Consider the following 17,988-nt stretch of genomic DNA (forward strand, 5'->3'; position numbering starts at 1 on the left):
AATGACGACTGCGTCGCCCTGGCTTATTTCGGAGCTTCTAAATTTCATCGAAGCCTGTGAACAGCGTCTACATAATTGGGGCTATTATGATGTTGCATTTGACGATGCGGATCTTTCAACGCTGGTCGGGAGCGACGCTCCCGACGTTCTGCGGGACGCTTTGGATGAATTGGCAGAAAATGGCGTTCATCTCGGCGGCATCATTGTTCAGATGCGACGCGCGGGCTTGCTGCACCTCGTGCCGGATGGGTCCGGTCGTGTACGTAGTCGATTTGCTGAAGGTTTGCGCCTATTCGCATATTTGCGGCAGCGCTTCAGCCACCAGGATTGGGCTAGTGGCCGCAAACTCGTAGCTGACATAAAAACCCACTTGGCGCCTCGTCGCTACCCTGCAACGAATGTGTCCGTAGAAAATGCCTGGTTAGGCATGGCATCATACGCGACACAACCGGCCTTTCAAAAATCTGTTTTCGAGGCGCTCGCGCGCAAACCCGGCGGAGGCGCATTCACTTTCGCGGGTTTCCAGGCGCGCTCCTTCGAGCGTATCTTCCGTGCTTATGGTTGCGAGGATCACAGTGGTACAGTCGTATGCGCGGGAACCGGGGCGGGAAAAACGAAGTCGTTCTACGTTCCCGCTCTAACGGCAATCGCTGGCGAACTCGGTAGACCTTCGGACCGCTTCACAAAAGTCATCGCCGTCTATCCCCGAAATGTTCTGCTTGCAGATCAACTTCGTGAAGCAATCTCGGAGGCGGGGAAGTTAACGTCTTTGCTAGTCGCCAATGGCAAACGGCCGATCACGGTTGGTGCCTTGTTGGGCGACCTTCCGCCGGCCGATCAGTTCGAAATTGGAGAAAAAAGCCTCTTTCTCAAGCAATGGAAGCGAGTCCACAATCAGGGATGGATTGTACCTTTCTTACGCGCACCATTCCACGCAGGACGTGGTGAATTGATTTGGCTGGATTCTGACCGAAGGGCGGGACGAACACCCCTCTACCGTGTGGACGCACTACATGAGGCGCCCGAGATCGCTGATGGAATAATCAGTTTGACTCGCGAAAGTCTTCAGGCGAACCCACCTGACATACTGTTCCTGTCGCTCGAGATGATGCATCGAGAACTCGGAAATCCCATTTGGGCCAGCTGTTTTGGCATCGCCGGGGTGGAGAAGCCTCGACTATTCCTATTCGACGAGGTCCACAACTATAGTGGCCTAAGTGGCGCGCAAGCGCCGTGGATCATCGCGCGGTGGCGGCAGGCAGCCAGGCTTAAGGGTCTTCACGTGGTGGGCCTGTCGGCAACTCTTCGAGACGCCCCTAAGCATCTAGCAACGATCGGGTGCGTCAACCCGGAGCGTGTAGTTGAGTGCAGCCCAACTCAAACGGAATTAGAGCCCGAAGGCCGAGAATACACGGTCCTCATCAAGGGAGATGCTGCTTCGGGTGCATCGCTTCTGGCGACCTCGATCCAAACGGCGATGTTGCAACTCCGATTGCTCACCCCCGTGCATGTCAACTATCCCCCTCAAGGGAGCCCTGGCGCGCAGACGATTTATCTCCGCAAGGTCTTTGGATTTACGGACCAACTTGATAGTCTTAACCGCTGGCTACCCGATCTCAGCGATGCCGAGCGGAATCAATTGAGCCAATACCGTTTGCCGCCCCGCAAATCCGGCCAGATTGTTAGCCCAGTTACAGAGCGGGCTATGATGGCGGACGGGCAAACTTGGCTGCTGCCAGACAATCTCGGTTACGACCTACGGCAGGGCGCGCGAGTTAGCCGGTGCAGTTCACAAGATCCAGGCGCGGATACCTCTTCGGACATAATTGTCGCTACCGCGAGTCTTGAAGTCGGTTACGACGACCCGGATGTCGGTGCAGTTATCCACCACAAAGCGCCGCGCAGTATCGCTTCGTTCCTTCAACGTAAGGGCCGTGCTGGGCGTACACGAGGTTCGCGCCCAACGACGCTGGTGGTGTTATCAGATTGGGGACGCGATCGGTGGCTGTTCCAAAACAGCGAACGGTTATTCCAGCCCGAAGTCGAGCCAATCAAAGTTCCCCTGCTCAATCCTTATGTGCAGCATGTTCAAGCTGCCAGCTTTCTTCTCGACTGGATCGGTAGAAGGGTCAATGCGCCTGATCCCGTGCGCTACTTGCGTCGTCCCGGACAATATGACAACGCCGCACGCGGGAGGGCCATCGGACTATTGAACCGACTACTAGACCTTGGCGATGATTTTTCGGCCTTTCGTCGAGAGTTGGGTTGGGTAGTGCGACACACACAACAATTTACCTCCGCAAATGACGATGAGATCGATCGGGTGGTCGACGCAATGCTGTGGGAGGCCCCTCGTCCGATCCTGCGGCACGCAGTCCCTACTCTACTTCGTAAACTGGAGACTGAGTGGGCCTATGCAGATCCAGCGAAACAAGATCAACAAGAGGATGCGGGAGCACGCCAACCCCTTCCCGGCTTCATTCCCGCTGCTTCCTTCGCCGACCTTTCGGCATCAGACGTGATCGTTGAATTTCCTAGTGCGAGCAAAGACACTGAAACACGGGGAATAGCTTCGCAACTCATTGAGTCTTCTCCTGGAAGAGTCTCCAAACGCTTTTCTGTGCGCAATCAGGAGCGTGGCTACTGGCTACAGGGATCCGAACTGCTGCTTACCGCAACAAGTCCCGTGGTCATTCCCGCACGCAGCTTGTTCCAGGATTCTATCCCGATTGGGACAGACGGCTCCTGTGTTACGGTTCAACCAATGCGCATGTCGCTGATTGAACGACCGCGGGATGTTAAGGACAGCAGTAATGCGATGTGGGTATGGTCTACCTCCGAAGAACGCGTAGGGCTAGGACGCCCTATCCCAATATTTGCTCAAGCCTCATGGCGTCCCGTTGTTGTTGACGCAAAGGCCTATCTCCACGGCGATCTTAACGGCGTGCTCGTACGGCGGAGAACCAGTGAGGGATCCTTCGACATCCTGATGGCGGATGGCACCGAGCGTCGCGGAACGTTGATGCTCGGGTCTAATTCCCCTGAGGGGTCTCCGATAGTCGAAGCCGTCGGCTTCGAACACACGGCTGACGCTGTCGTCATTCGTATCAGTAATGAACATCTCATTGAGCGGCCTGAAATGGCGCCGCCGGCCATGGGACGGCTCCGCCAGGAGTATTTCAGATATGCTTTGATGGAGTCTCCACAACTTCGTCAAGCTGCAGGCACGTTCACACTTGAATGGGTATGGCAGACGAGTTTGGCAATGCTGACTGCGACGGCGTTAAAAAATAGCTGCGACCTCGAGCAGGCCCAGTCTCTCCTCGAAGGTAAGCGAATCTCGGCCGTCGGCCGGGTCTTGTCTCGTATGTTCAGCGTATCCGCGCTGGATGATAACGAAACCGATGACCACCAAGCAGGCGGTAAGGCTCGTCAGCGGATTGAAGCCCTCTGGTCCAATCCACTCAACGCAGCCGAAATAGTGCGCATTGAACACGTCCTTTGGTCACCAAGCGATGACAGGTTCGAGGCTTGGCTCCGGCAAAGGCACCTTCGGACCTTAGCTGAGGCTTGTTTGAATGCGGTTCACGCGGTCGCCACAGACATCAGTGAGGGAGACCTCATAGTTGATGTCTTTGACGATCAGGACGGTCCGCTCATCGTAATCTCGGAAAATGCGCCAGGGGGCGTGGGCCAAATCGAAGCATTCGTGCAAAGCACAATGAGCAGCGAAGGCAGTTTCGAGCGAGCGTTCAGACACGCCCTTGAATACTGTGCGCAAACTGACGATAGCGAAAACCTCATCGCCGCAGTGGCGAATGTCCGCAATAATGGCGCGCTCAAAGACGTTTTTGACGTATCACGACTTGCCCGCGGCTACCGGCAAACTCTTTCGGCCCAAGAAATTTTAGCCTCAACCCTTGATGAAGTCGGCCTTGGTGCGTCGCGTCGGAATGTTGTGGCTGTCGTCGGCCGTCTTTTGCAGCCTTCTCATTCCAATATCACCGACGCCTGGTTCAACGGGCTAAATCGATTGTGGAGAAACAGAGAGGAAAATCTTGGAGGGCCGATCGACGCGCGAGTCTTTGCCTATTTAATGGTCGACTCTTCAAGCGTCCGGCGACGGTTTTCGGCAATGATTGCCCATATGACTGGACAACCACCGTCTGAGGCCCAACTCTTTGCTCGAACTCAGGATTTCCTGCTTCCCACGTGTCATGACAGTTGCCCGCACTGCCTTCGTAATTCCAATCGGTTTGCAAGCACGATTCGGCCATCTCGAGAACTTTCACTCCGGTGGCTTAGCGCGTCCGAAAGCCACGATTCCACTCTAGAAGTTGCTCCCGGCTGGATAGGCCATCTCCGTGAGTTGCTGAAACAGAAAGATCGCGTCGATATAATTGGTCGAACGGAAGAAGAACTGGATGAGATCGGGCGGGGTCTACAGGTGCTTCTGACCGAGCCATTTGAAAGAGATTATGTACTCGTCTGGCCCATAGTGAATGGTGTCTCACGGAATTCGATCGGATGGCGGATAAGAGTCGAAATCCGGCATATGGGAGTATCGTGATGCAGCACAATCTAAAAAGTCGAGATATCTGGACACACGGCGGTGGTTGGCCACTGCCAGACCTGCTTCGATCGGCGTTAGCATCGTTGCTTATTTTGGCAAAACAGGAGCGAGCAGCCTATTTCGCCAGTCCCTGGATCACTGATTTTGAACTCTTTGATAACCGATTTCGCGATTTTGCGGCCTTGTTTCCACGAGCAGGGGAAGAGCCCTGGGTTCGTTTCTCGGATTACTTGGCGGCCCTTTCGGGAAAATTCGACGTCCGCATAATAACCACGGAGAACGATCGATCTGAGGCCTTTGCTAACATACCAGTCCTCAAAAACGCCGATCGCGTGACGTTCCGTACCACCGAGAGCAAATTCCACGAAAAAGGGATTCTCGCACCAGTTTTTTACATAGAAGGCTCAATGAACATTACCAATCACGGGGTCCGTGTTCGCGGTGAGAAAGTCATCTATCATAGTGGGTCAGGTAGAAATCTTCCTGAAAAAATTGCAGGGGCATATCTAGAGTTCGATCGTCACTGGAAGACCTTGGTATGATCGAGCCCGCGCTGACAATCGAATTGCTCAATATGTTCGGTGGCCGTTTGCCTGCTGATTTAGGCTTTACCCTATCGAACGACGTTGACATTCCCAGTGACCATCCACTCGCCGCTGAGGTTTCCGCCGCAAGTGGACTGCAGTCCGCATCTTTGCCGTATTCCCGAAGACAAGACGACACGTGGGTGTCGATGGCACCATCGGCGGATCAACTTAGACGCTTAATCGAAGATCTGCGATGCTGGATCTTTCCTAGCTTAGGATGGGAAGCCGCGCCGTCAATTATCTCGTCTAATCCAACAGGTAGCAGGATGGGAGAACTCCTTCTGTTGCACTCACCGGCCGGTTATTTTCGCTGGCACAGTCGACTTGCAGATCGAGCACACGTCTTCGCTCGGCTTGCTAAGATGCGTTCCGTCATAGCGCAGGCGCCAGTCCGCACTACCCAATTCCGGCCAACCGTGGAGTCGTTACGTCGGCAGTTCACTTTGGGGATCGCGACTGGCGATCGGGCCGCAGCGCTTCAAGCTATTGGGGAGATTGACCAGCGCCAACTCGATACCGCGTCAAATGTGTTGTCGATGCGAATTAGACTGTTCGCTGCCGTCGGGGACAACCAGGCGATAGTTGATCATCCTCAACTTGACGATCTCCTATCGGTAAGGATTCCTCAGCGCGTGGCAGATAGTGTGCTCATCGCACACCACGCGGTGTTGACCGCGGACCTCGAAGTTCAAGGAGAAGTTGACGCTGCAGTCAGGGCCTACGAGCCATTTCACGAGAGGCTGAGCGGGCTTGGGACATTTCCATCGCATGGTGCTGACACCGCTATAATAAGAATGTTTGCCTACGACGCGGCCAGTCTGGGTGATTCATCAAAGCTGCACGCGCTCGATAAACTCTTTCCAAGCGACGCGATCGTCGCAACGCTTGCTTCAAAGCTACCGCTTACTAGCTCCTCTCAATTGACCCCGTCTAGTCCAAACAAGTTGGCAACGATTGTCGATGCCGCACCCCTAGACATGGCGGTGAACGATACCGAGGATTTCGCGACAGAACCCCAGCCTTCACTACAATGGACGGATATTCCCTCGCTCATCGCAACTGGCGCAGGAGAGCGGTTGGCAACTTTTCTCCAGAACGCGGCGATGACGCCCGACGTTTGCGATCCAGGTAACGGCGATTTCGTAATCGAACTGTTCACAGATTCTGAAGTGCTCCCGGGTTCGGAGAAGGGTGCCCAGGTCGATAACGTCCTTACAACGGTAATCGATGCGTACGTCTGTGAGGATCGATTTCCCAGACGTGAACGCCTCACCCTTTATCAAGCTGTTCTAGAGGTTTGGCTTTCAAGTCGCGCGTTTTCAAACGATCCGATAGACGGCCAACTGATGCTAACTATTGCTGACGCGTTGCTCCGTCTAGATGGACGCCTTGAACAGTTCGTCGCAAGCGCGGTCACTCGGTGGTGGGAAACACGACCGGTTCGTGCTCGGCTCGCTTGGCTCGGCGAAGCCTTGGAGATGCTCACCGATCAAAGCACTGCTCAGACTTACCTCGCTCTTTGGTATGTAGGCGCAAGACTAGTTAACGTGGATCGGGAGGAACTTTCGCTGGCTGATCGGGGCCTCTGGTCCCGCCTTGGCTTTCGTCTCGGTCTGGATGAAGAAACCATTGCTGAAACGCTCGGTACAAACTCAGGCGTAGTAGCGGTCACCGACGATCCTTTACGTTCAGGCAAATTCAGGAAGATTGCAATTGTGACGCTACATGAACGCGCCGCCCGTGAGGCGGCCGCCGAGATCGAAAGTCGTACGAAGGCCCACGTTGTAATCGTTACTGACCATGCAGCTGGCGACGGAACAGCTTCGGCCAGCACGGCGGACGTGATCTTGTTCGTCTGGGGCGCCACCAAACATGCTGTCTATCGGGCTTTCGATAAGGTGAGAGACAGGCTCGAATATGTTCAAGGCACAGGGAGTGCGAGCATTGTTCGGGCCCTGGAACGACGAGCGCGCGTATCGGAGTGAACTATATTTTTGGGCCAGTACGAATCGGTCGTCATCGAGAACTGGATCGATATTTCAATCGTGATTGCCTGTTTATCAGGTCTATTCCGGCGTGGCGACCGGACCAATCGAAAGATATGAAGCTTCTCCTTAATAACGGTAAGACCGTATGTCCGTCTTCGTGGCAGAGGTGGCTCGCCCTACACTGGTCTTCCCAGGCTTGCTCGGGTGAGCCGAGCCGATCCTCATCACAGGAGGACGAGCCGTGGCAGATTATAGAGACGCTTTTGTCGGAATTGATGTTGCGAAGCTGAAGAATGCGATTGCTGTTGCCGAGTCTGGCCGGGACGGAGAGATCCGCTTGTCGGCGAGGTCGAAGCATCAGATGTCAGCATGCGACGTATTATTCAGCGGATCGCCGCTAAGTTTGATCGCGTGCTTTTTTGTTATGAGGCCGGCTCACGCAGATGCCGAAGAAGACATGGTATGCCCATCCGGGGCACAATGCAGCTGAAGCCGAGGCCTATCTATTCTACCGCAGCCTCAGGCCTTGGCGACAGATGTGATTGCTCGCTATTGACTGCAACGCTGAATTGCGTGACAGTACTATGTCCCATCTCCAGCAAAGGGGGAGACGTTGAAGGTCGGAACAATCTCAACCGGGTCCGCGACGTGGGAGCTGACGGGGACATCGTTCGGCAGTTATACTTCCGGGCTCGATGGATCGCTCTCTGCAACTTTGTCGACTGGCGTTTCATTTGCTCATGTCGGGCCATTGTTTGCGCGGGGAACCATCGATGCAATCGAGCTCGATGACAGCATGCTTCCAACTTTGCCGGCTACGATCGATTTTCAAGCTGAGCCAGGACTGGTCGTTGCGGCTCTCTGTCTGCGCAATGCAAGCGAGATCAGGTTATACCTGCCTTCCACGAGCGATGGCTTGAGCGGAAGATGGGTCGATATTCCCCGGATGCCCGAATTTCAGGCCATGGCCGCATCCGACAAAGATTGGCAGCGAAAAGCCTGGATTGCGGCCCTTGAGAAGGTCAGCGCAGCTGACTGGCCGGACGGTATCGACCTGTCAAGACGAAACCTGACGGCGTTGTCGGCGCCGTCCTTGCGCATTTTGCTGGCCCTTCTTGGGTCGTACGCCTGTCCGGTCACCACGGTCAATCAGCCCGATGACCGCTATCGAGGTGGACAGACTCGCGGCGTCACGCTGCCATTGCTGCGCTACCCGGTTTCGGAACCCGACTGCTATGTCAGAGTGATTTCGGGTCGGGAGGGTCTGCTTGAATCCGTCAATGCCTATGATCTTGAGGCAGGCATCAGCGTCGGCCCCATACAGTTCAACGTGCATCGCGCAGCGATCTTCAAGTTCCTGCAATCCTTTAGTGAAGGGGATCCCTATCTCTTCCATTCCTGCTTTTCCCGCTTCAGTTGGTCGCCCAGGCCGGTATCCGTCGGCGGAATCCAGTTGGCCGCTCTTAATGCAGTCGATGCTGCTGGTGACAGTCTCCAGTTGGTTGGCCGCGAAGCCGATCACGCCCGCAATTGCGGGTATTTCCAGTCGGGGATTGCCGGCAGGGACGACTTTGACGATATCGACGCGATCTTCCGCAAAACGATTGCGGCTGCGTTTCGCGATGCGGTGACCTGGCCACATGTCCAGGAAAGCCTCATGGCTATTTCCAGCGAGTGGCTTGCTCGAGGCCTTGAGCGTATCGACGCTGCGGGTATCCCGGCCGTGGACGCCATGAGGCCCGACCGTGACACCTTCGTGCTCAAGGCGGTGCTCCTGTCTGCCTATGTCCGTTATTCCGCTTGCCTTATTCCTTTGCTGAAGGCGCTGAAGCCTTATGTCTCGCCAGCCGCCAAACTCGCCGCCATCAATCACGTTCTACTGGCGTCCGATACGTGGTCCGATTGCAATCACACCCGCCGCACCAAGCTCGCCGCCCGTATAGCGGCACAGAAGCCCGAAGCTATCGCAGCATGGGAGGTGATCGATCGGCTGGCCAATTCTCACGCTGCGCCGGCTGGAGGCTTTTCAGCGTCTCTCGCCGGTCTTCCCGACACCGACGATGACGGCTGCGATCATGACGTCAACCTGCTGACTGAGGCACTTCACTTCTGGGAGGTCCAAGCGGCCGCAACTCTCACACAGGTAAGCAATGTTGGCCAACAGCTCCAGTCGCTAATCGCCAGGGAAGTTGGCCGGGCGCAGGCCGCAAAGCCCTCAAGAAAGGCGGGCCGAGCCCTTGATCGTCACGCAAAGCTCATCGGCTCCGGCGATCTTGTTGTGAAAATATCGAAATCCGGCGGGCAGAAACTGGCCATCGTCGATGCCGTTGATGGCCCACATTTGTATGTCCGAAACCTTAAAGGCGCCGCGAAGCGTTGGCGCTGCCTGGACGCCGGCGGCCACGCACGGGCTGGGGTGTTTGTATTGAGGCCCAGCAAGGCCGTGGCACGGAAAATCGCCGCGTTGCGGGAGGAGCTGGTCTTTCTCGATCCGACGCTGGCGATCCCACCCTTTAATGATGACGAGCGGCGAGTGGTCTTGACGCCGCTGTTGCCGTCGGCCGTCAACCGGTCCGCGTTGCTGTGGAACCAGCAGAGGCATCCCGGGCTGTCTGCAGTCAGTCTCGGCAGAATTGCAGCCGCCCTTGAGGCCTATGTCGACTTCGCTTCGGTGGCGGAGGCGATTGCCGCCACTCAGGGTGCGGCCGCAGCGACCTCCGAAGCGGTACTCATCGAAGCGATCCACCAATTTCAGTATAAGACCTTCATCGATGCTGGGCAGCATGACGGACGGTGCGGCGAATCGACACTCGATAATCTTGGGCTTTACCTCGGCCGACCGGGCCTCAATCAGGTTGATGTCGCCAACCCGACGGCACAGGCCCACCTCAACCGCATCAATCGAAGACTTGCCGGGATAGCCGACAATCCTGCCGCTCCGGCCACCTTGAACGCCGCCAACTGGTTCTTGCACATGACCGCGCCGGCCTTTCTCGGACATCCATTCCGAAATGGCATTCACGCGGTCCTGCTGCGTCGGCTGAGGACCGCCGAACGGCACCTGCTCGACATGCCAGTCTATCGGGGTCTTACGCCCGTCAGGCTCGGGCAGGCGCTCGGAATACAAGAATTTCATCGAGGCTCGAGGCCTTCGGCCGCCACGGGCAGCATGCATACTTTCGGATTGGCGACAGACATCAATTACATCGGCAATCCCTGGATCGAGGGCGATGAAATCGTGCCTGTATTCCAGCGAGCGCACCGTCTCGTCGCCGGCCTTATCCTCAATGGCGGGCCGACGGTCGCTCGCCTTTTTCACGCTATCGCCAAGAAGCCGACCGCCGAAATCTACGATTTTCTCTGGAGCCTTGATCGCAGTTTTCGCACCTATCTGACACTGCACGACGATGCCGAGGAACTCAGACATGTTATCGACGCTCATCATAAAAGCGGCACGGCGGGAATTTTCAACCCGGGGGAGACGGTCGAGCAGGCTACAAACCGCTGGCATCGTCAAATCGAATCCGACTTGGCAGACCTCAATGGACATGACGGCTTCGTCGGCCGAAATCCGCGCAATGGTTTTCTCAATCTCGAAAAGGATCTGGTCGTCGCCCTGCGTGATGTCGGCTGCCTCGCGTGGGGAGCCTCGGATTTTGGCCCCGGTCAAAGTGGCGACATGATGCATTTCGACTGCCGGAACACCGGCCTTGGCCAGGTCATTAACAAGGGTTTTGCTCCCCCCGAAAGGCGATGCGCCTGACTTGCTTGTGAATCCGGATCACGAGATGAAGGTTATGCTTGAAATTTGGGCGCCGAGGCCGTGTAGAACGCAATCGAGATTGCGCGTGCCGCAACCAATCGCCGTCCCTCGGCATCCCAGATCTCGGCATTTTAAGCCCATTCCGCGTGAAGTTTGGCCAGCATCGACTGTTGAACGCCAGAGCAAGCTCTATCTCCGAAAGACGTCATCCGTTGATACCGACCGACAGGTCGGCGCTTGTGCAGCGGCCCTAAAAGCCGATCCGCTACCAAGGCGCATGTGCAGTTGCCGAGCGACTGCATGCAACGCGATTAAGACAGTCGAGGTCGACACATTGATCGCAGGCGGGCTCACCGGCGGATCCGGGCTATCCACGTCGCCACGGAATTGGCATGGAGATACCGAGAACCATGCCTTGGGCATCAGGAGGGTTCATGTCCACGTCGCCTTCGATCGTTTCGAACTGGAACATGCCAAGGGGAAATACCGGGGAGTCATCGACAAATCCACCGGCAGTTCGCGTTCTCGGACGAAGCACCCGCAGAAACCTTACGTTGCCTTCATTACCAAGATCGCCGGGCTTGAGTTTGATGGGCGCGCCGTTGATAGTCGGCCAATCCGGTGATGTCAGATCGAGTGTTGTTGACAACGCGTCCCACTGCTTCACGGCAACTGGCTTTTCTCGCAAGCGGGCAAACGCGTCGTGGATAAAGCGGGTGGCAATGATGACAAGAACTTCTTCCAGCTGGCTCTCAGCCGTCGTCTGACCGCTGGCGGTCAAAGACGAAAGCGCACGTGGCCTTCCTTTCGCATCGGCCGTCAATCCGAGACTGATCGTCGTGCCGCCTGTCGCAATTGTCGCAACAAGCTCGTCAACCCCGACATGCGCTTTGTCTCCATCAAAGCGCGCATTGAAGACCGACATCGCCTCTCCAAACTGCCACCACATCGCCGGGGTGAACGGTGACAGACGCACAGGAGAGATCATTGCCTCGAACCGGCCGGGATTGACCGCCAGCAGCACAGGCTCTGTGAGAGTAATCGCATCCGCGCTAGACAGCGGAATGCAAGCCACCGAAAGCCAGCGATTCTCTTCCGGCGATTGCAAGCTATCGCTCGAATCGCGGGCGATCCTCGCACGAACAGAAATATCGCCGAGTGGCTTATAGGGTCCTCCTGACTGCGGTTTTTCCCGGAGCGACGCGATAGCCCGCAGCAGCAATGTTCCGCCGGGTTTGATGACAAACGATGTTTCCCCTGCCTCGCCGAGATGGGTGGATATCTTGATCGACACGTGATGCCGTCCAAGGACGTCATCGGCGGCCTCGACGTGGACATCGACATAGTCCCCGGTCGTGTGACTATGGTCGGACTTGATCTCGAACCTCACGGTATCGCCCACGCTTGGCCTTTCGGTTCGAGAAATGTCGATGACGAGACCTTCGTGCTCTGCCGGGAATACACCATCGGCTTCAACGCTGCCGAGCTCGGAAAACTCCTTCGGCCCATGGCCCTTCATTACCTCAATGTCGTTGAAGAGTCGGAACCGACTGGCCACACCCTTGGTGAGTTCACGTCGCTGGCTATAAAATTGGTCTTCCACCCCTGGAGCAGGACCCTGGGCGGTCAGTGCCGTGGCTGGATCAATTCCTTCCGGTGCGTCAAGCCGGCGAAATCTCAGCTTGACAAACGACCATGGCGATAGGTCCTGGCCGACGGGCGTAATCAGCAAACCGGCGTGGTCGAACCGGCCAACTTCGACGCCAAGGTCCATCGTGTAGCCGATCGGACCGTCGACCCTCAGCGGCATTAGGCCACCACCCGAGCCCTCCCCGATTTTGATCGGGTCCGGACCCCATTCCTGCCAATATTTCAGCGTGTCAGTCGGCATGTCCGCACCGGCGACAAGATCGCGCTCAAGACCATCATATTCGCGTTGCAATGCCAGGCGTTCATCCCCTGTCGGGGGAGCGCCGGTATCAGGATTGAGCCGCTTCCACAGATAGGCGAGACGCTGTTTCTGTTCGTCCCGTGTGAAGGGATGACGCGCCGTCTCGACCGAAACCTCGATGCCGTCGCCAGCATGAAAGTTTGCAAAGAGTTGGTCGTTGAACAGCGCGAGCAATGGCGGCACCGCACCATGCGTCATAAAGCGCTCTGTCAGCGGAAGGACCAATGCAAGGCCCGGCCGTTTTGGTTTTCGCTCAGTAGACCGATCGAGGACGACCTGGTGTTGCCATCTTGGCGAAGCCGCATTTTCACGGTGGCTGGAGACAGCAAATTGGCCAGCACCCGGCCGCATCGACCGATAGCGGTTCAACAATTTCAATCCGAAGCGCCAGAAGTTGACGCCGCCACGCCAATCCAGAGGCTTGTCGAATAGATGGGCCAAGACGTTGGAAGGGTGGGCGTCGCTGAGCTGCCGGCGCCCAGCGTAAGCATGCGCTTTCTCAAGGCGGCGCTCCAGGAGTTCGCCAACGTCTTCATCCTTACGGTCGGAAAAAGCCATGGCGAACTGCGCACCGTACTGAGGCTGGTCATCACCTGATTTGGATGGGTCGAACCAGGGCCATTCATCATCTTGCGGACGCCCCCGCCAGCTCCACCGCTGCGATTCCAGCACAGCCAGGTTGCAATAGCGAAGGACCGGATAGACACCCGCATCGGGATTGGTGAATGCGTCGCTGAAGGCAATGACCGCTAGCTCGTCGCGACCGGGTATCCGGGATTGCCCAATCGACATTGGATCCGTGCCGTACAACGTTGGCATAAGTTCCGTGGCAACCTCGATCGTATAGACCAAAGGCGATCCAAGCCGCATGGTTGCGTGCGGCGCAGAGCCAATGGAACAGCGGCGCATGGTCGCCTTGACGGAGGGGGAAAGTCGCAGATCCCGCCCCAAAGGACAAATCTGGGCCTGCCCATCTTGAACGCCACCGTAAATACGCACTTCATAGATCTTGCCTGCCAGAAGCGTGGCGGTGTCACCGTTAAGCGCCTCGACATTGCCGACGGCAACGGTGAAATTTCGCTCAGGGCCTGCCGTGCGAAGCTTATCATCGCCAAAGCCAAGGATATCGGGCAAGGTCTCAAACGGCGCGCCAAGCGGCTGCATGCCGATCACTTTATGGTTCGGGAATATTTGTACGAGCTCGACATAGAACTGCGTCACGGCCGGGTCGTCCAAAGATCGATCGCCCTTGCCGACGGTTGTCGAGACCGCATATGCCGCGTCGATGGCCTTGCTGACAATAGGGCGTCCGGTACTGACTTTGGGGTCGAAGAGTGGCGGATTCACCCAGCGTTCGTAAGAGGAGAAATCAAGCGACGGCCGGCGCAAGGTGAGCTTCATCTCGCGAAGCCCGGATGGCCGTCCGACGCGGATCCCGTCGAGGACATGGATGGCCCTGCTCTGATGGCCTGCCTCCGGCGAAGGCGTCGGCTTGCCGATTGTCTGGGCGGGCGAGGCCCCATCGCCGGAGATGAGCGTTGCGACGGGCGGTTCGATGTCCGTTTCGGTATTTGCCTTGACAATGATTTGAATGTTGCGCCATTCGGCAATACCGATCGTGGGCGCATCGGCGTCGATCGCGGCAGCATCAAAATCGAACTCATCCTCGCTGAATTTTGGCGCAGCGACGCCAAAGGCGATCGTCGTCTTGGCGGGCAGAATTTCGATGCGCACCGCACCGGGCGACACGATCTTCTTGATCACCAGCAGGTCGACGGGATTCTCGCTGGCACCTGCCCTGCCTTTGAAGACGACAGTCAACTCTCGCGATCCGCCGGACGGCGACCAGTCGAGGCCACCGATATCAACCCGCAATCCCGCGTTCGCCCCAGGCCGGATTTCCAGCGTCCCGCAGCGACCATCCACATCGCTGAAGAACCGGCCCTGAACATCGCCTCCGATGGTGACAGGCGGCGGGCGGATCAATAGCTCGGCGGCAAGCGGTTCCACGCCATCAGGTGGCCCCGCAAGCTTCGGCCCGGTCAATCTCGGTGCCGAAATGACACGCGTGCGACGGTACAAAGCTGATCGACGAACGCTCTTGGTCTTGTCCGATGCAATTTTGATTTGGCCCTTGTAGGGATCGGCAGTCTCAATGACCAGCATCGTCAGAGGATCGTCAGGGGCCTCGCGCACGAGGGGCGGGAGCGGGCCGCCCTGGCCAATGACATAGGCGAGAACGTGAAAGGCATAGCCGAACGATAGAGCGGGTAGACGATAGAGTGTTGCACCCTGCCCGCTTTTCGCCGGGTAATGATAGGCTTCGATACGGCGTGGATTTGCGGCGCCGCCGCCGCTCATACTGTAGTCGCTTCCCATTTCCGCAACGATTGAGCGGTTGTCGTAGGAAATGAGGGCGGCACGAACGCCGTCGGCGTCACCGACCTGCAATGCAACCGGATCGACAATCGATCCTGTGGCCCAGCCCCCTGCTCTGACGGTCACGGCATTGCCAGGGTCAAGGTCGTCACGTGCCGCCCCCGGGGGCGGCGCAGGTGGCGCGTGGATGGTCGCGACATTGAGACTTCTCCAAGCATTCACCTCGTCCAGCAGAGTTTCCGTGCGCGCGATGAGAACGCCGAGGCCCGACAGGCGCGTCCAGAAATCGATGTCGCCTCCCATGTCTTGCAGTTGATCAAAACGGAAAGCCAAAGGCGGTGCGCCGGCGGCAAGCTTCCTGCTCGCATCATTGCCGCTGCCGGCTTCGTCGTCGGCTGTCGGAACGAGCGATTGAGAGCGTCGAACGGCATCGATGCGCGCGTTCTCGACCAAATGGGCAAGCAGTTCTCTGATGGCGAGCTCATCATCATCGGGAGACGCACTTGCAAGTCCCGCCTCGACCAGTGCCCGATCAAGGAGGATTTGATAAAGCGACGTTGCGGGCCTGCTTCCGTCGGGTGCCGCAGCCCCCACCAGGGCTGCAACGCTTGCGGCTATTCGCTTGTTGAGGTCGAGCGCCGACGAGGTCCGGCGCTCAGGGTCAGGTTGCGGCGCGTCCCAGGTCAGGCGTCCGACCATGATGCCGGGAACAAACGCACCAATCGTCGCGAGGGCCAGATCGGCGCGCAACCCTGTTCCTGTTAACACTTTGTCGAACGCGGAACGAAGCGAGCTGGATGCCCTATCGGGCATAACGATCGTCACATCTGTCATATCCGACTGGGCACTCGCAAGCGACAGATAAAATGGCGACGACAGCAACCGTCTGGCATCGACGGACAGGCTGTCATTGACCAAAAGCGCCGCGCTGACGGAATTATCGACCGCGCTTCGCGAAATGGAGACTGTTATCGAAAGGACCGTGCGAGGCTCTTTCGAACCTCGCAACGTGCCGACCATCACGCCGTCTTGAATGACGTTCACGTTCAAGAAGGTCGTACCGGCTGTTCCTTCGACGACGAGGCTCGGTGCCGGCTGCCGACCGTCCGGCAAGACAAAGGCGACACTTAGCGTGAAATTGCCGGCAGGCGGGGCAAATGCCACATCGAACGTAAGGTTTGCCTCTCGATCAGGGAGAAGTTGGGACCCGATTTGTGCGCAGTCGATCAAGGCCGCGGCAACAGGGTCAGGCAATGGCAAGCTGGCCGCGATCGCTGCCGCATCCGGCCTGATCAGGCGCAAATGCGCCGAAACGAGCCGCGGTCGTCCCATAGGCAAGGGGTGTGGAGGAGGCAGAGAGAGGTCGGGCCCGCCGAGCCAATAGTCGCCGATAAATTTGAGCAGTCCGCTGTCCGTCTCAATGCTCAATGCTTCCGGCCCGTCGCCCGGCTGGCTACTGTCTGCTTTCGGCGGAAGCCCGATGAGGGCCCGCATATGCTCCTGCGACACCGAGGAAAATTGCGCGCGTGCGGTGTTGTTGGCAATGCTACCAATATCCCGGTCTGCCGCAGCAAGAACGAGAGCCGCCGTGCTCTCCCAGAAACCTGGTTCTCGGGCGGCGAGACCAGAAAGGATTGCCAGCCGAGCTGGTCCAGCGATTGCCGATGCCGACGACCGATCGGAGATTGTCCACCAGGCAATTGAATCGAATGCCTTGAGCAGGCGTGAGTCACTCGATTTCGCTCCGAGATCTGCGGTTAAAGCGTGTTTGAGTGTTTCGCCCGAGGCCGGGTTCGATAGTGCTTCGGTGACCGTTTGGTCGAGCACGGTCATGACGCGCGTGAATGGGTCTATCGCCTTGGCGATGTCTCTGGAGAGCGAGCCGGCCCAATCGCTATCGGTGAGATAATGGCCGGTGTTCCCCGGCTTTTCCACCAGCATCGTTGCCATGTTGAGGAGCTGTTGAGGATTTCTTGTGGAGATCTGGTCCCAGGAAAGGCTTGGCACCATGTCGACCGATCCTTGATCGAAAAGCTCGTTGGGATCGTGTTGAGCGGTCAGTGCTGCCCGATAAAAGCTGCCATTGGGCGCGCCAACCTCGGTTGGCGGACGAAGATCGAGAGTGTAGATGCGGCCGCGGGCGCCACCGAACAGAGGGGCGGCTATAAATCGGGTCGTCGTATCGACGGGCGCGGGAGCAAGCGTGAAGACGGTAAAGACCTTCATGCCGACCCCGATCGGATGCGGAAGGCCGGTCAGGCTTTCAACCAGACCGAAAACGGTGCGTCCGGTTATCTCGACGGTGCCGTTCGGAATGCATAAGGATCGCTCCAGACCGGATGTCCTGGTGATTGCTTCGATTTCTTCATGAAGGCGCCGCAGGAACCGGCCGGGCTGAACCGCAACGTCAGAGTCGAATTCCGCCGGGACCCTTGTCGTATTGTCGACGGCCGTCCCTGCATTGAGATCAGTGACGGTCTGCCCACTGGCATCGGTGGTTATTTGCCAGAATTTCCAGGCCTTTGGCGTGTGTGGATCCCATGAGGCGGTACCATCAGGGAGCGTCCACATCCATGGCAATATCTCTGCAACGGCTCGCTGATCGAGCTCGCCATCGGTTCCGTCGATGGCAGCAGACAAGCGGACGGCGATCTGGGCTCGACCGTCGGCAAGATCCGGCAACCGGTCGGTCTGCACCTTAATTGTCAAACTTCTCGCCACCATGGCAATTCCTTCGGGGTCGGGCG

The 17,988-nt window shown here is 57.4% G+C and carries 5 protein-coding genes; 4 read left to right on the top strand and 1 reads right to left on the bottom strand.

Going from position 1 to position 17,988, the window contains the following annotated elements; all coding sequences use genetic code 11:
* Nucleotide 1 precedes the first annotated feature (1 nt).
* The 4 genes from dpdJ to ACM5SV_RS20180 all read left to right on the top strand — a co-directional run bounded on the left by dpdJ (nt 2) and on the right by ACM5SV_RS20180 (nt 10,911).
* Entirely contained in the window at nt 2-4,570 is a 4,569-nt protein-coding gene (gene dpdJ / locus ACM5SV_RS20165; protein WP_419425383.1) for a protein DpdJ, read from the top strand.
* Complete coding sequence (locus ACM5SV_RS20170; RefSeq protein ID WP_419425384.1) at nt 4,570-5,115, top strand: hypothetical protein; 546 nt, start codon at nt 4,570-4,572, stop codon at nt 5,113-5,115. The genes dpdJ and ACM5SV_RS20170 overlap by 1 nt, the downstream gene beginning before the upstream one ends.
* On the top strand, nt 5,112-7,145 hold the full coding sequence (locus ACM5SV_RS20175) for a hypothetical protein (protein WP_419425385.1): 2,034 nt from the start codon (nt 5,112-5,114) through the stop codon (nt 7,143-7,145). The genes ACM5SV_RS20170 and ACM5SV_RS20175 overlap by 4 nt, the downstream gene beginning before the upstream one ends.
* 616 nt (nt 7,146-7,761) lie before the next feature.
* Nucleotides 7,762-10,911: a hypothetical protein gene (locus ACM5SV_RS20180; RefSeq protein ID WP_419425386.1), complete on the top strand. Its 3,150-nt coding sequence runs from the start codon at nt 7,762-7,764 to the stop codon at nt 10,909-10,911.
* Nucleotides 10,912-11,278: 367 nt separating this feature from the next.
* Here the strand turns inward: ACM5SV_RS20180 and ACM5SV_RS20185 are convergent, their stop codons facing one another.
* A complete protein-coding gene (locus ACM5SV_RS20185) occupies nt 11,279-17,965 on the bottom strand; it encodes a hypothetical protein (RefSeq protein WP_419425387.1) in 6,687 nt (2,228 codons plus the stop codon).
* Nucleotides 17,966-17,988: the final 23 nt, after the last annotated feature.

Source organism: Rhizobium sp. CRRU65, from assembly GCF_048551595.1.
GTDB classification, from domain to species: domain Bacteria; phylum Pseudomonadota; class Alphaproteobacteria; order Rhizobiales; family Rhizobiaceae; genus Rhizobium; species Rhizobium leguminosarum_J.

Coding starts and splice junctions, on each gene's coding strand:
- ACM5SV_RS20185 (WP_419425387.1), bottom strand. CDS start 17,965: ATGGTGGCGAGAAGTTTGACAATTAAGGTGCAGACCGACCGGTTGCCG.
- ACM5SV_RS20170 (WP_419425384.1), top strand. CDS start 4,570: ATGCAGCACAATCTAAAAAGTCGAGATATCTGGACACACGGCGGTGGT.
- dpdJ (WP_419425383.1), top strand. CDS start 2: ATGACGACTGCGTCGCCCTGGCTTATTTCGGAGCTTCTAAATTTCATC.
- ACM5SV_RS20175 (WP_419425385.1), top strand. CDS start 5,112: ATGATCGAGCCCGCGCTGACAATCGAATTGCTCAATATGTTCGGTGGC.